The 16538-nt window shown below is 42.9% G+C and carries 11 protein-coding genes; 6 read left to right on the top strand and 5 right to left on the bottom strand.

What is annotated here, in order from left to right:
• Nucleotide 1 precedes the first annotated feature (1 nt).
• The gene (locus PLL47_RS08705; protein ID WP_324445802.1) at nucleotides 2-2491 is read left to right on the top strand and encodes an oligosaccharyl transferase, archaeosortase A system-associated; all 2490 of its coding nucleotides are present in this window, start codon (nucleotides 2-4) and stop codon (nucleotides 2489-2491) included.
• 196 nt (nucleotides 2492-2687) lie between these two features.
• Here PLL47_RS08705 and PLL47_RS08700 read toward each other — a convergent pair whose 3' ends face one another.
• Complete coding sequence (locus PLL47_RS08700; protein ID WP_324445801.1) at nucleotides 2688-4154, bottom strand: DHH family phosphoesterase; 1467 nt, start codon at nucleotides 4152-4154, stop codon at nucleotides 2688-2690.
• 692 nt (nucleotides 4155-4846) lie between these two features.
• On the opposite strand from PLL47_RS08700, the gene PLL47_RS08695 reads away from it, so the two are divergent.
• From PLL47_RS08695 to PLL47_RS08675, 5 genes are all read left to right on the top strand, one after another.
• A complete protein-coding gene (locus PLL47_RS08695; RefSeq protein WP_324445800.1) occupies nucleotides 4847-6349 on the top strand; it encodes an NAD(P)H-hydrate dehydratase in 1503 nt (500 codons plus the stop codon).
• 175 nt (nucleotides 6350-6524) lie between these two features.
• Complete coding sequence (locus PLL47_RS08690; protein WP_324445799.1) at nucleotides 6525-6710, top strand: hypothetical protein; 186 nt, start codon at nucleotides 6525-6527, stop codon at nucleotides 6708-6710.
• A gap of 57 nt (nucleotides 6711-6767) precedes the next feature.
• Nucleotides 6768-7235 (top strand): cyclic pyranopterin monophosphate synthase MoaC, encoded by a 468-nt coding sequence (gene moaC / locus PLL47_RS08685; protein WP_324445798.1) that lies wholly within the window; start codon nucleotides 6768-6770, stop codon nucleotides 7233-7235.
• A gap of 89 nt (nucleotides 7236-7324) precedes the next feature.
• Nucleotides 7325-8176, top strand: a complete 852-nt coding sequence (locus PLL47_RS08680) for a ribose-phosphate diphosphokinase (protein WP_324445797.1) — start codon at nucleotides 7325-7327, stop codon at nucleotides 8174-8176.
• Between the two features lie 806 nt (nucleotides 8177-8982).
• Nucleotides 8983-10752, top strand: coding sequence for a cation:proton antiporter (locus PLL47_RS08675; protein ID WP_324445796.1), 1770 nt, complete (start codon nucleotides 8983-8985; stop codon nucleotides 10750-10752).
• Between the two features lie 620 nt (nucleotides 10753-11372).
• On the opposite strand, the gene PLL47_RS08670 is transcribed toward PLL47_RS08675, so the two are convergent.
• From PLL47_RS08670 to PLL47_RS08655, 4 genes are all read right to left on the bottom strand, one after another.
• A complete protein-coding gene (locus PLL47_RS08670) occupies nucleotides 11373-14618 on the bottom strand; it encodes a type I restriction endonuclease subunit R (RefSeq protein WP_324445795.1) in 3246 nt (1081 codons plus the stop codon).
• A gap of 38 nt (nucleotides 14619-14656) precedes the next feature.
• Nucleotides 14657-14956 carry a virulence RhuM family protein gene (locus PLL47_RS08665; RefSeq protein WP_324445794.1) on the bottom strand — a complete coding sequence of 100 codons (300 nt, stop codon included), beginning with the start codon at nucleotides 14954-14956 and terminating at the stop codon, nucleotides 14657-14659.
• Nucleotides 14957-15076: 120 nt separating this feature from the next.
• Nucleotides 15077-15901, bottom strand: coding sequence for a hypothetical protein (locus PLL47_RS08660; RefSeq protein ID WP_324445793.1), 825 nt, complete (start codon nucleotides 15899-15901; stop codon nucleotides 15077-15079).
• A complete protein-coding gene (locus tag PLL47_RS08655) occupies nucleotides 15898-16449 on the bottom strand; it encodes a KwaA family protein (protein ID WP_324445792.1) in 552 nt (183 codons plus the stop codon). The genes PLL47_RS08660 and PLL47_RS08655 overlap by 4 nt, the downstream gene beginning before the upstream one ends.
• Nucleotides 16450-16538 lie beyond the last annotated feature (89 nt).

The following is a 16538-nucleotide window of genomic DNA, read 5'->3' as shown; positions in this document are numbered from 1 at the left end:
TATGGAGAAGTCAGAAAAGACAAATCAAAAAAGAAGCGCACGAGAATTAATTTCGAAAAGTATCTTCGTGTTTGGAGCTGCTCTCTTAGCTGGCTTCATCATGCGTATGCTCTCATACGCTTCGCTTACAGCAGATGGGGGCATAACCTTCACAGGCTATGATGAATTTTATCATATGCGGCGTATTCTTTATACAACCTTCAATTTTCCCCATATTCTCAACTTTGATACCTATATCAACTATCCTTACGGTTTTGAGGTTGGATGGCCGCCGTTCTTTGACCTTTTAGGTGCCCTGCTTGCAATAGTTATGGGAGGAGGACAGCCAGATACGCATACCGTAGAACTTGCAGGAGCTATCCTGCCAGTACTACTGGGAGTTCTGACAATAATACCGGTTTATGTGGTAGGGGCTTCAGTCTTTGACAAAAAGACAGGACTTGCTGGAGCTTTTGCCTTTGCGGTTCTGCCTGCCCATGTATACGTATCCCGTTTTGGCACGGTTGACCACCACGTAGCTGAAGTGTTTCTCTCAACGACAGCTTATGCGTTTTTCATACTCTCCCTGAAGCTGGCAGGAGAGAGCAAACTTTCGTCAGGTTCACTTAAAAATTTGTCATCAGATAAGAAACTCATAAATCCCCTGGTTCTTTCAGCCATCTCAGGGCTCTTCTTATCCTTATTTATATTTACATGGGTGGGAGCTCCTGCCTTTGTCAGTTTTATTGTCCTTTACGCACTGGTTCAGGCAACACTTGACCTTAAAGCAGGAAAAGAGTCAGATTACGTATTCATTTGCTCAGCAACAACTGTGTTTTCAACACTTCTGTTTACCATTCCCCTCTCGGCAGGAGCGGTCCGTCAGGGACTTGAAATGAGTGCGATGTACCTTTCCTGGTTCCAGGTAGTGTATTTACTGATCATGCTTGCCGGAGTATTCCTTCTCTGGGGCTTTTCAGCATTTGTCTCAAAGAAAGGAATGGACTGGAAGTACTACCCTGGTGTTTTAATCCTTGTTTTTGGTTCAGGGCTTGTTTTCCTCAGGATATTTTCCGCCGAATACTACGCTTTCATTGCCGAAGGACTGAGGTTCTTTTCGGGACAGGGCGAATACATAAGCACAATTGCTGAAGCAGTGCCACTGTTTTTTACTGCACAGGGGAAATTTACCTTCTCGGCAGTACTTGGAAGTTTTGGACTTACTTTTCTGACTGCAGCTGCAGGATTTTTCCTGTTTGCCCTAGAATCGAAAAAAGAAAAATCAAACCCTGAAAGGGTATTCTTCCTGGTATGGACACTTTTTTACGCATATCTTGCCCTTTCCCAGAGACGTTTTTCCTATCTTTTTGCAGTAAACGTCTCAATTCTTACTGCCTACATCCTCTGGGTTCTGCTGGATTCTCTTGATTTCGAAAAAGAAGTAAAAAAGCTGATAAAACCAAAGATAAAAGAAAAGAAAGATTCGGAACCTTCACCCCAAACAGGGAAAAAGGCACATTTAAAAACGAAATCAAAATCAAAAGCCAGACAGGAGGCAGAATCAAATAGTAAGACTGCCGAACCGGACTACTTTAAGCTTGTTTCGGGAGTTGCACTTATAGCACTTGTTTTTGTGCCCTCCATATGGATCTGTGCCACCTATGCAACAGATGCAGTATCAGTTTACCCTGAATGGCAGGACTCTCTTGAATGGCTTGCAGCTTCCACACCCGAGACTTCCCATTATCTCGAACCTTCAGAAACACCTGAGTATGGGGTCCTTAGCTGGTGGGACTACGGAAACTGGATAGTATATATAGGGAAGCGGCCTGTAGTCTCAAATAACTTCCAGACAGGCATGGAAGATTCCGCACGCTTCTTTATAACGGATTCCGAAGAGGAAGCAAAAACAATAATTGAAAAACTCAACGTAAAATACGTTATAACCGACACACTGATGGCAGAAGGCAAGTTCAGTGCCATCACCGAGATAGCAGGAGAAAAAGTTGGAGACTATTACGACGTAGAAACCGTGCAGGATAATACGGGCTTCAGAACCGTTGCAACTCCCAAACAGGCCCTTCTGCAGACCCAGATATACAGGCTTCACAAACTTGACGGGACATCCCTGAGTAACTTCAGGCTGCTCCACGAAAGTACCCTGAATTCCACAGGAAATCAGAGTAGCAAAGAAGATACTGTAAAGGTATTCGAATATGTCAAAGGAGCCACACTTTCGGGAACTGTAAGCCCTAACGAGACTGTGATGGCAACACTTGAACTCAGATCAAATACGGGCAGGGAATTCGTATATCAAAAAGGTGACGTGGCTGATGAAAAAGGCTTATTCGAGATAACTGTTCCCTACTCAACTGAAAGTACAGGAAGCGGGGTTCATGCAACATCTGCTTATTCGCTGACCGCAGGAGAAAACTCGACAATCAGTGGAGTTCAGGTGACTGAAGACGATGTTTTGAACGGGAATAAGATCGAAGTAAACATTCCTGAATGAAGCAGAAAAATACAGTAAATTTAGCAAAACAGAAAAAAACAAAAAAGGTCTGAAAAAATAGAGGAAAGAAAAAAATCCTTCCTCATTTTTTCTTAGAATTTAATGGTTCGTTTCTGCTGAATGAATTTACTTTTCTGAAAAATTACTTTTCGAAATTACTTTTCTGAAAATTTATCTCCAGAACCCTGTCTATGGCTTATTCTCCTGTACTTTCAACTCCGACAGCATTGAGGAACCTTTTGACGACTGCTTCGTTAACAAGCCTCAGGAGCGTCTGCCTGTCCTTTGTGGCGCTGAAAACTCCAAGAGGTATCTGAGCACCTGCTGCATTTGCATGCCCGCCTGCGTCCTCTCCGAAAGCCTGGCGCATGATCTCTCCAAGATTGACCCTTATATCTGTGCTGCGCCCGGAGATGTAGATGCGGTCTTCCGAAACCCCAAAGACAACCGTTGTGGAGATTCCTTCAAGGCTCAGGAGGTAATCTGCAGCCTGAGGAAGAGTATCCCTGTCGCGGATATTCCCCACATTTGAGAGGAGGTAACTCCCGAGGACCTGCCTGTTCCGGATGGCTTCTCCAAGCACTTCAAGGGTTTCAATTGCCATTGAAGGCTGCTCGAGCTGGTCCAGTATCCCGTGGTTTGAAAGTGGATAAAGGTATGAAGCAGCAGATAGGTCTGCAGGATCAGTTTTTCGCTTGAAATCCTGCGTGTCGGTCCTGATCCCGTAAAGCAAAGCCGTTGCCAGGGTCTTTGAGATATTGATATTTAACTGCTGCAGGTACTTTGTCATTATGGTGGCTGTTGCCCCGAAGTTGGGTCTGATATCGATGTACTCAGCTTTTATCTCGGTTTCTCCTGGCGGGTGATGGTCAATTACGATCCCTACATAGGAATTAGGGGGAACCATATTGTTGACACCAGGAATTGAACAGTCTATCAGGGCAATTTCGTCAAAGTCCTTCAGATCATGCTCTTCCATCTTTCCAAGGTCAATCCCGAGGAGGTTTACGAAAGCCTTGTTTTCCTGATGTCCTATCCTACCGTGATAGAGGATACTGGCTTCAACCCCCAGACTCTTTGCAATTTCCTTAAGAGCAAGCCCGCTGGATATTGCATCAGGGTCAGGGTTATCGTGGATTACGATAGCCAGTTTTTTGTCCCTTATCCCTTTCAGCCATCTGGCAAGCCTGTTGCCCCTGTGAACTGATTCAGCTCTCTCGAGAGAGCGGGAAAGGGAACTTGCAACAAGCTTGGAAGGCATAAAGACGTAATCCGCCCCAAGGTCTTCCATCTTTTCTTTATTAATAATATCCGAAGCCCGGGAAAAGATCTGGATATCCGGGTTTACAACTTTCTTAAAGTTCTCAATTCCTTTCCTGTTAGCCTCATTGTTAGAACTCAGGAAGAGTATTGCAACGACATTTTTAAGATCAATATTATTAACGAGTTCGGGGTCAGAGATATCTCCGAGGATGGTCTCAAAACCTTCTTCCCGGAGGGTCTCAACCTTGGCTTCGTCCTTATCAACAATAATTACAAGCTTATTGCTTTCCCTGAGCTCTTTTGCAAGCGCAAAACCAATACTACCGCTACCCAGAATGAGATACCTGGGTTTAACTGTACTCTTAAGGCTGCTATCCGCATCTTTTGAAGAATTAGACAAAAGTCATCCTCCTGCTTTCATGTAAGTCCAGACACGTGCAAAGGAAAGCAAACATTTGATCAGATTCCTGCCTGCTTACAATTTTTTACTTTTCTCTCGATTTAATCTCAATAAAGGAATAACGAAAGACATTACATTGTTAGACATAAGGCTATTTAAAATTATTTAAGTATTAAATCCGATTCATAAGATAATTTTATAGTCACATATTCGCTTTCGTTTTTACAAGCCGAGTCCTGAATTATTACTGTTTTTCTAAAATATACTTATATTAGTTATCTAACCTGAACTATTAGTTGCTCTTAGTATACATTTGTTACCCCTGGTGAAGTAATGGAAAGATAAGTTTCCTGTGACGAACTGGCATATATCCTGAGTATAGACTTTCTTACAGCATCTGGTTCAAGTTTAATCCTTTTACCGGCATTATGCTATATTAGAATGCAGCATATATTGTAATAAGAGCAGATAAGGTTTCCTCTGTATAAATAATTTCAGCATAAAAACACAGGTGGACTAAAAACAATCAAATTCAATCTGGGTGCCTGTGAAATGGCAAATAAAGGAAAAGTGACCTAATGGGAGAGTACCGGAGGGGGGCGTTCCAGCTTCCGGTAAAGGAATTTAACTTATAATAAAACCATACAAGTTATAGAAATTACATAAGTTATAGAAGACCTGCAGGCAAGAGCATGAAATACATCAGTTCTTCACGGATGAAGGCGATCGATACAAACTGTGCATATCTGGGCATGTCCCCGCTTCAGTTAATGGAAAATGCAGGTGCAGCTGTTGCACAGAGTGTAAAGGAAAGGCTTGGTAGCGGAAAGGTACTGTTTGTAGCAGGAAGGGGCAATAATGGAGGCGATGCTTTCGTTGCTGCCAGACACCTTGCAGGCATTCCCGGGTACCTCGTAAAGGTTATCCTGCTTGGAAAAGACCTGGACATAGGAACTGAAGAAGCCCTTCACAATTTCTCCCTGTTAAGGTTCAGCAGGGTGCAAACGCTTGAAATAAGGGATTCAAGCCAGCTTACAGCCCTGGATTGGTTTTCGGAAGCAAACCTGATTGTGGACGCTGTCTTCGGCACAGGAATTAAAGGAAAAATAAAAGAACCCGAATCAACTGCAATTGACCTTATTAACAGAGAAAGGAAAGCCGGAAAAACAGTTATTGCCATAGATATCCCTTCAGGGCTTGATCCTGATGGAGGAGACTTTGATAAAGCCGTATATGCAGACCTGACCGTAACCTTTCACCGCATGAAAGCCGGGCTTCTCACAGAGCAGGCAAAAGAGCATACAGGTACGATAAAGGTTGCAGAAATAGGGGTCTGCGCGGATGCTGAACGTTATGTGGGCCCTGGTGACCTGCAGATGCTTTATAAGAGGAAGCTTGAGGCGCATAAAGGAAATGCAGGAAGGATCCTTGTCATAGGGGGAGGCCCTTACTCCGGAGCGCCTGCACTTGCAGCCCTTGCCGCCCTGAAGACAGGGGCAGATCTCGTAACCGCAGCAGTCCCGGAATCCATAGCTGAGATTGTAGCATCTTATTCACCTGACCTTATTGTAAAGAAACTCTCTTCAAACATTCTCTGCCCTGAAGACCTTTCTGTCCTTCCAGACCTCATCAATTCCCATGACGTGGTTGTGATGGGGATGGGGCTTGGAAAAGCAGCCGAGACGCTTGAAACTGTTAGAAAAATTCTGCCCTTTTGCAGGAAACTGGTCCTTGATGCTGATGCCCTTTCAGCCCTTTCAGGCACTCTTTTCGAGACCCTTGCAGGGAACTGTGAAATAATAGTGACCCCGCATGCGGGAGAATTTGCGCGCCTGAGAGGTGTGGAAACTCCGGAAGACGCTGAAGCCCGCGAAAAAGCCGTAAGGGAATTTTCCGAAGAAAATGGCGTGGTTACTCTCCTGAAGGGAAAAACAGACATTATTTCGGACGGAAAACAGACCTTTCTGAACAGGACGGGAAATCCCGGCATGACGGTAGGAGGTACCGGAGATGTTCTGGCAGGCATTACAGGGGCTATGTTTTCAAGAAATCCGGCACTTCTCGCCGCAGCCTGTGCAGCCTTTATAAATGGGGCAGCCGGAGACCTGGCGTTCGAAAAAGCAGGAAATGCACTGCTTGCGACTGATGTGCTTGAAAGTATCCCTGAAATAATCAAAGGGGCAGAAATAGGATAAAAAATCAGAGCGGAGTAGAGTGGAGAAAGATGTTCTAAAAAACACAATATAATTCAGAAACAATGTTCAGATAAAACAATGTTCAGATAATGCTCAAATACTACTCAAACAATATTCAAACATAACCATAGAATATTCAAAAATAATCGCTCATATACGGAGAGGGGTAAGAGAAATGGTACGTGATTTTGAGAGAAAAATAGATGTGGAGATCGAAAGGTCAAGGATCAGGGTCACGATTTTTCATGGGGAAGATGAAGAAGTTGTGAAACTTAACCTTGAAGAAGCCGAAGAATTTGCAGACAAACTGGTGCAGGCGATTGAGGACTACTCGCAGCGAAAACAGATAAGGATTGACTGAGCAGAAAAAGCGGAATTTAAATGAAGTTCCGGATCGTACGAAAAACGCGGTGATTTCGTGGAAAAGTCATTTACTCATATTGAAGCCGGCAGGGCGCGAATGGTCGATATAAGCGAAAAAAACAATGTTTCCAGGCTGGCAAGGGCTGCGGGGGAAATCGTACTTTCCGCGGAAACCATAGAAAAAATAAGAACAGGAACTGTGGAGAAAGGAAATGTGTTTGCAACTGCCAGGGTTGCAGCCGTTCTTGCAGTTAAAAAGACCCCGGAGATAATTCCAATGTGCCACCAGATCCCTATAACAGGGATAGATGTGGACTTTGAAATAGAGGAAGAAGCGGTTTCTGTTGTAGTTGAGGTCAGGACTGTAGGGAAAACTGGAATTGAAATGGAAGCTCTGACGGGGGTTTCTGTTGCGCTGCTTACCGTCTGGGATATGGTAAAATCCGCGGAAAAGGATGAAACAGGAAATTACCCGCATACACTGATAAGAAATATCAGGGTGCTTGAAAAGATCAAAGGCTAAAGCTCCTGAAAAAGAGAAAATCGGGGTCCATTAAAAATAAGTTTTTTAAAGGATGGAATATATCAAGACGGCAAACTGAGGTATGTATCTTGAAGATTATAGGTGGACCAGCATCACAGTTACTTGCCAGCCGCACAGCCAGAGCTCTGGGGACAGAGCCTGTACTCTGCGAGTTTAACCGCTTCCCTGACGGGGAACTTTATCTTAGAATCGTAGACGAAATAGAAAATGAAAACGTGACCCTTATCCAGAGTATGCCTACAGACTCTGATTTTGTTTCCCTGCTCCAGCTTATCGACGCCTGTGAGGGGGCAGCCGAAATCAATGTTGTGATCCCTTACATGGGCTATGCAAGGCAGGACAAGAAGTTCAAATCAGGAGAGCCAATAAGTGCCCGCGCCATTGCCCGCTGTATTAATGCTGACAGGATTTTTACAATAAATATTCACGAAAAGAGTGTTCTTGACCACTTCCCCTGCCCCGCGAGAAACCTTGATGCGGCAAACCTCCTGGGTGAGTATGTTGCGGGTTTCGGCCTTGAGAACCCCATGCTGGTCGCCCCGGATGAAGGAGCTCAGGAACTTATAAAGAATGTGGCTTCTGGACAGGGCTTTGACCATGACCACCTCCAGAAAACCAGGCTCAGCGGAGACACAGTCGTTATCAAGACAAAGAGCCTTGATGTAACCGGCAGGCATGTTGTCCTTGTGGATGATATGATTGCAACCGGAGGGACAATGGCTGAGTCAATAAGGATGCTTAAAGCCCAGGGAGCAATTGATGTCCACCTTGCCTGTGTACACCCTGTCCTTACAAGAAATGCAGCTTTAAGGCTTTTCAATGCAGGAGTAAAGGACATAATAGGAACCGACACTCTCGAGAAAGCCGAAAGCAAACTGAGTGTTGCCCCTCTTATTGCAGAAGCCCTTTCGGAGAGGTAAACTCGGAGGTAAAAGCTCATATGTCACTAATTGAAAAACATCAAATTAGTTAAGTGTTTTTTTTACTTATGTCCGGACACCTGTCTAACGAAACACAGGGTTTACCATCCGGACAATACAATCAGTTCTATTTTTATCCTTTATACGAGGTTGCAACAGTATGGGGCTGCAATATTGTGATAGCTTATCAAAATTCAGCAGAGTTCCAAGGTACCATACCGTCAAGGACATCCATCTCGTCATATACATATGTTTATTGTAAAAAACTGAAACTTCTATAAATTTTTCACATTAAGATATTCCAGCCTTTCTGAATTTCTTTGATTTTTGCTCATTCTCTTTGCTCATTCTCTTAGTATATCATGTTGTTGTGGATTCCACACTCATAAAATATTATTTTTTAGTAGAAAAAAATATAATTTATTAAGATAAATGATATATGCTAAATAGGAATACAGATAAAAGGGATGAGAAAGCTAATTAGACAGTGAATTATCATGCAGAAGAAAGAAAAAACTACAGTCCAGGACAGCGAACAAATATCATTTTATGAGAATGTATTCGGATGAAGAATTTCTAAATGCGGTCCAGAAATGTATTGATGAATATAACTACATAGATGCAGAAATTACCGGAATATAGGATGACATCCCACATTAGCAAATTAAGCTTTACAATTAGCAAACAATGCAAATTAAAGAAGGAGATGAAAGGCAGAACATGGAGTTTAGATCCTGAAAACTTTAAGTTCTGACAAAAAAACATTTTTTTCATAAATAGTCTTTATATTAAAACGGAGAATATACGTGCAAAATCTTGATCTAATTCTCACATTGACCGGAGGATTTGTTGCAGCTCTGGTATTTGGCTATCTTACTCATTACTTCAAACTTTCACCAATTGTTGGTTATCTTCTGGCCGGGATCATGGTAAGTCCGCACACACCAGGTTTCGTTGCAAACACAGAACTCGCTGAACAACTGGCCGAGATAGGGGTTATCCTGCTCATGTTCGGGGTCGGCCTGCAGTTTCATTTCCGGGAATTCTGGGCAGTCAGGCGCATTGCCCTACCTGGAGCCCTTATCCAGAGCCTGGCGACGGCAGCCTTTGGAGCAATCGTAATGCATATGCTCGGCTGGAGCTGGAAGGTAGGAATCGTCTTTGGTCTTGCCATATCGGTCGCAAGTACTGTTGTCCTTACTCGTGTCCTTTCGGACAACAACGAGATCCATACGCAGACCGGGCATATTGCCCTGGGCTGGCTGGTGATGGAAGACCTCTTTACCGTATTTGTCCTTGTGCTGCTCCCTGCCATATTCAGTCCGGGAGTTGTCGGGACAATTGGCATCATTGAAGCCTTCGTGTTTACAGCTATAAAAATCATCGTCCTGCTGGTGTTCACCTTTACAGTCGGAGGACGTCTTCTCCCGCGCCTGCTCACCCATATTGCAAGTACCAATTCACAGGAGCTGTTTACCCTCGCAGTGCTGGCAATCGCCCTGGGCATCGCCGTGGGATCGGCTTATATGTTCGATGTCTCGATGGCATTGGGGGCATTCCTCGCCGGAATGGTGGTGGGACAATCAGAATTCAGCACGCGGGCCGCAACAGAGGCACTTCCCCTGCGGGATGCATTTGCAGTGCTTTTCTTTGTCTCGATCGGAATGCTCTTTGACTGGAATAGCCTGATCGAGTCTCCGGTTCTCGTGATAGCCACCCTTGCAATCATCCTGCTGGGCAAACCGCTGGTGGCGTTTCTCATCGTTGTCCTGATGCGATACCCTCTCAGGGTTGCGCTTTCTGTTGCCCTGATTCTCTCTCAGATCGGTGAGTTTTCATTCATTCTGGCAACAGTGGGAGCAGACATGAATATTCTTCCTGCAAATGCCCAGAATATCCTCGTAGCAGCTGCAATCATATCAATTACCCTCAACCCGCTCCTCTTCAGGGCTGGCGGAAAGATAGAACGCTGGCTAGACCGGTGTACACCGGGTCTCACCAATTGTATCCATGCACGATGTGCACCCGCACCGGCTACGAACGAGCAGGCGAACAAACAATCCGGACAGACCAATGTAATCGTGGTTGGGTACGGGATCGTCGGCCAGACCGTAGTACGGCTGCTTCTGGAGAACGATATCTTCCCGACGATCGTTGAACTGAACGTCCAGACGGTCCAGTCTCTTCGTTCCCAGGGATACCGGACAGTATACGGGGATGCAGCACGCGTCAATACGCTTATCGAGGCCGGGATCAAGAATGCTCATGCACTGGTGCTTAGTGTATCCAATGTTAAGGGAGAATGCGAGATTGTCAGGCAGGCACGGGAATTGAACCCTCATATAAGTATCATTGCGCGGACCACCTACCTGTCCAACCGGCAAAACCTGATTGCTGCAGGGGCAGACGTCATCTTTTCCGACGAGGGTGAAGTGGCGCTCTCGGTTATGGAAATGATTTTAAGACAATTCGGTGCAACACCGGACCAGATAAACAGAGAGCGCAAGCGGGTGCATGAGAGTTTCTATGAGGGTTTCTTCTCCACTCCTCCGCAGACAAAAAAAGAAGAAGCCTGACAGACCCAGCTCCCCGTTTCCCTGGATCCTGATGGACAGAAAAAGCAACCCGGAAGTCAACACGGGCGTTCCGTGCTAATCCAACTGGATTAGTACGAGTTCAATAAATGAAATAAAAAAAGGTGATTAATGGAAATTTGATACATCCAGTTTCAGAATCTAGTGATTTTGATTTTATGTTTTTCACTAGATTTTGGGATTTTGTTCGTTTTTGGAATCTATTAAACTAATTCATATTTGAGTGGAATTGGTGAAAATTAGATGATATCGATTTTTGGTCTCTATAAAACATCTTATAGTTGCTTTTAACTTCTGGATAGAAGTCCAAAAATTAACGTTAGAACGAAAATCGATAACAGGAAAAATTATGAAAATACTAAAATTTACTGTGGAAAGTGAGATCAAAAAAACGTTACTTATTTAAACGTTTTTTATCCAACGAAACACAGGTGCTTCCCGCCTGGGAAGTACATATCTAATTCAATTTTCAATCTGGACACCAGATCCCAGCAGTATGCAGCTGCAATCCCGTAATACTTTGTCAGGATCCTGTAAAGTTCCCCGATATCTTTTCTGATTCTCGTTGTTCCTCATTACTAAAGTGCTTTCCATTTGATAGATTAAACACCCTTTGTTATTTCATCTGCAATTAATTCTGCCTGCTTAAGCACTGTTTCTGTAGCAAGTGCCTGCATATCAGGCGGATAACCATATTGCCTTAATGTCCTTTTTACAATTACTTTTAATTTGGCCCTGACGCTTTCTTTAATTGTCCAGTCAATGGATGCGTTTTGTTTTACCTTTTCAAATAAAACAACGGCTAATTCCCGTAATTTCTCTTTTTGCATTACTTCCCTGGCACTTTCATTATCTGCAATTGCCGTGTAAAAGGCATATTCAAATTCAGACAAGCCCATTTCCTGAGGCTCTTTATCCATCCGTTTAATCTCTTTACTGAGTTTAATTAATTCCTCAATGACCTCAGCCGCAGTTAATACCTTGTTATGATACTTCATGATAGAATTTTCCAGCATTTCCATTAATGATCTGCTCTGAATAAGGTTCTTCTTTGTTCGAGCTCTTATTTCATCATTGAGCAACTTTTTCAGAACCTCCAGAGCCAGATTTTTGTGTTCCATATTCCGGACTTCTAAAAGGAAATCCTCTGATAATATGGAAATATCCGGTTTTTTAATTCCGGCTGCATCAAATACATCTATCACCTGTTCGGTAACAAGAGCCTTATCAATAACCTGCCTGATCGCAGTTTCAATTTCCTCGTCTGTTTTACCTGTTCCGGTACTGTCAAATTTAACAAGTCTGGCTTTTACTGCCTGATAGAACGAAATTTCGTCCTTTGCATCCATTGCCTGTTCGTGCGGGATAGCAAGGGAAAATGCCTTTGATAAAGCAGTTACTTCATCAATGTACCTTTTTTTGCCATTTTCAAGACCCAGAATATGTTCTTCGGCTTCAAGTATGATTGAAAGCTTTCTGGAAGTATCCGCTTCAAAGTAATCATCAAAGGTAAATCCATAAAACATCTGGGATACGATTTCCAGTTTCTCAAGCATTAACTGAACTGCTTTTTCCTGAAGTACAGCAGGATCTCCCTTCCCTCCGCTGTCAGAATAGAAAGATAAAGCTTCTTTTAAGTCGGAAGCTATTCCCAGATAATCAACTATCAGACTTCCGGGCTTGTCTTTATAGACGCGGTTTACCCGTGCGATCGCCTGCATGAGGGTATGACCTTTCATTGGCTTATCGATGTACATCGTGTGAAGACACGGAACATCGAAACCCGTAAGCCACATATCCCGGACAATTACCAGTTTTAACTCGTCTTCCGGGTCTTTCATTCGTTCTGCTAAAATCCTTCTTTGTTCTTTTGTGGTATGATGTTTCGATATTTTGGGGCCGTCAGAGGATGCTGAGGTCATGACGACCTTGATAGCACCTTTTCGGAGTTCGTCACTATGCCATTCCGGTTTTATCCTGATGATTTCATCATACAGGTCGGCAGCTATCCTTCGTGACATTGTAACGATCATTCCTTTGCCCTCGAACACTTCCTGTCGTTGTTCGAAATGGGTTACAATATCCTGTGCGATCTGTTTTATCCGGGCTTCACTGCCTATCAGGGCTTCCAGTTGAGTCCATTTCGCTTTGATTTTCTGGGTTTCTGCAAGGTCTTCTTTATCCAGCTCTTCATCCAGTTCTGCGACAAGTTTTTTTCCTTCACTGCTAAGAGCTACTTTTGCCAGCCTGCTTTCATAATATATCTTTACTGTGGCGCCGTCCTCGACAGATTGTGATATATCATAGATGTCAACATAATTACCAAAAACAACAGGCGTGTTCACATCTGTTTTTTCTATCGGTGTACCGGTAAAACCAAGGAAGGTGGCATTGGGCAGGGCGTCACGTGTGTATTTCGCAAAACCATAAACGATTTTTTTGCCGATTACATTTCCCTGCTCATCTTTGACATCAACATTTTTTGCCTTGAAGCCGTATTGTGTCCGGTGTGCTTCGTCAGCTATGACAATGATGTTTTCCCGGTCTGAGAGTTTCGGGTAAACGTTGCCTTCTTCGGGCTGGAACTTCTGGATGGTGGTAAATACGATTCCACCTGATGCGACGTTTAAGAGTTGTTTCAAATGGTCCCTGTTCTCTGCCTGCACAGGTTCCTGCCTCAGGAGTTGCTTTGAAGCGGCGAAAGTATCAAAAAGCTGGTCGTCGAGATCGTTCCTGTCAGTGATCACCACCAGGGTGGGATTGTCCATTGCCAGCACGATTTTTCCTGTATAGAATACCATGGTAAGGGATTTGCCGCTCCCCTGGGTGTGCCAGATGACACCGCCTTTCCGGTCTCCGACTGGCTGTTTTTTCACTCCGGGAAGACCGTAACTTTCAGGACTTTCATAATTTATACCTGAAGTATCCCAATCCCAGTTTTCCTTTGCAGCATAACCCGATGCTCTGAGTGTCGATTCCACCGCCCGGTTAACTGCATAGTACTGATGATATGAAGCGAGCTTCTTTACGGTTTGAATAGTAATGATACCTGTTGCCGAGTCTTCTTTTTTCGATTTTTCAAATACGATGAAGTGCCGGAGAATATCCAGGAGTGTGGTTTTTTCAAGCATCCCTTTAATTAGTGTTTCAAGTTGTCCGACGAGTGGTGAGGCTTCACCCCTGCCATCCGAGCTTTTCCATGCCATAAACCGGGTGAATCCGGCGGAGAGGGAACCTGCCCTTGCTTCCAGCCCATCAGAAATGACCATGAAACCGTTGTATGCAAATAAAGATGGTATGGCTTGTTTATATGTCTGCATCTGCCTGAACGCAGATTTTACGGTTGCGTTCTCATCAGCAGGATTCTTGAGCTCGATAACTACAAGTGGCAGACCGTTTACAAAAAGAATGATATCAGGACGTTTGTTTTTATCGTTCTCAACAACAGTGAATTGATTGGCAACAAGGAAATCATTATTTTCAGGATCGTTAAAATCAACCAGCCAGACCAGATCTCCCCTGTCTGCCCCGTCTTTTCGGTAGCTTACGTTTATGCCCTCCGTAAGCATCCTGTGAAACGCCTCGTTGTTGGAGATGAGTTCAGGAGAGTTCAGGCGCCGAACCTGCCTGATGGCATCTTCCCTTGCATCTGCCGGAATGCCGGGATTGATCCTGCCAACTGCTTTTCGCAGGCGTTCTAATAACAGCACATCCTCAAATCTTTCCCGTTCAGGAGTGTCACTGTCCGGGGCAATTTCCGGGGCGTAGATGTACTGGTAACCCTGAAGCTCGAGGAGTTCGATGGCGAATTTTTCTATTTCGGACTCTGTGATTTTAGTTGTAGTCATCCGTACTCTCCCTTATGCGCTGTACCTCTCTGTCAAAATCAGAGATGTAATTCCTGTCCTGTATTACGCGGTATTCTTCGTATTCCTGTTCGGCTTTCATCGGAATATGCAAAGTGCATTTTTTGCACATTGCTTTTTTCGTCCAGTTCCCCACTGCTGAAAATGTTCCCGATATGTTTGGTAATAACACTCCTGTCCGTACCGAAAAGCTCCCCCATTGCCTTCTGTGTCAGCCAGATGTTCTCGTCCTGCAATACAACCTCTACCTTAACGTCCCCTTCGTTAGAAGTGTAGAGGATGAAATCTGACTGGTTGCTGGAAAGGTTGTTCTCATTCATGGTCATTTAGCTCCGGATAGTTAGGGTGATGTGGATATATCGACAATGTATGATGTTTGAGGCATTTGAGGACTGATTTTTATACTTAATTTGGCAATCTCTCATCATTATATTTGTTAATTAGTCAACACTTAGTGTCAATATTGAGTTGGCAAGTCTTTTTTCATTACCTAACGGAGTTGTATAGTATCTCTGCTCTATACCGTATAATATCTTTTTTAAATGATTCTCTGTGCTGACAAGAAAAGCTTCACCATTGACCGGAACATCTTCACAATAAGAACGAATATATTGGAAGATCTGTCTTTCGTCATCTTCCGTGAATTGGTTCAATATATCAATTGCTATTGCTATACGTTTTCGATTAGATGTTTTCACTTTGTCACTAGAAAATGTTCCTGCCAAAGAAATAAAATTGTGATTCAAAAAATTATCGACTTCAGCTTGAGTAGCTTCCCGATAAAGTTCCTCAATACCTTTGAACATTGATTTGATTGTGGCAATATTCTTAAAATAAAGAATATCATCGTTTATACTATAAACTGCATCGACATAACTATTGAGAATAATGATTGGTTTATTTATTTCAAGTCTTGGTGCGCCTGAAATCTCAAACCACTTTTTATTCAATAAGCGAGTTGAAGACATTTTCTGAAAAAGAAAAAAATCGCCTTGTTTACTGCATAAATAATCAATTTTAGAGTATTGTTGTCTCGTAATTTGGTTATAAACCGTGCTATCAAATGTTGTTCCTATCAGGTCATTTTCATAACCATGGCTCAAAAAATTATCCAATTTATACCATTCATAATCTTCCAGCTTATAAGATGGTGTGTATGTTAGGGTATCTGATAAGTCAGGTAAATCAAATAAATCATTTTCATCAGACATGACTTTCAGTATTGCACCATTTCGACCTGTTATTTTCGCTAATAAATGGTTCATAATACTTGCCTTTCCATATCCATAAATGTATAATTATTGATACGCTTTAAATTCTTAAATTCCACATTTTTTGGCTCTTTAAGTTGTTTTCGTGTTATTATTAACACTTTAGTATTCTTATTATTTGTTATATAGTAAAAATTGAATCCAATCAGGAAAAAGATAGGATTGAAATACGAAATTCTGGAGTGGTAAATAAAAATACAGATTATTACAAAAACATAAAGAAATACCTCAATGTTTGGTGCACTCAAAGCGACAAAAAAATAGCCTAAATAACTTGGTAAGAATGCATCATTGGCAGGTTCAATGACAGATATTGACAATTTATCTATTGTATCTGTGTCTAAGAAGTTAGTAAGACGAATGCTTATCAATGTAAGTATAAAGACAATTCCAAAATATAATAAGTAAGAAATTATGGCTGGCAAACTTGAAAGGTAAGGATGCAATGGGTTTATGGTAATCTCTTCTTTAATGAGAAAAACCATCAAAGAAAGTAATAATGAATTTAATGTTAAAAAAAGCTTGAAAATATATTCAATCATTATCCCATATCCTCACACTCAACCCTCACTTCCCCGCTCATCAGTTTAGGCAGCAGCGTATCCCGCAGTTTTTCGAGAGTACGGATTTG

The sequence above is a fragment of the Methanosarcina sp. genome, from assembly GCF_035390745.1.
Classification (GTDB): Archaea; Halobacteriota; Methanosarcinia; order Methanosarcinales; family Methanosarcinaceae; genus Methanosarcina.
This window is presented reverse-complemented; position numbering and strand designations above follow the sequence as displayed.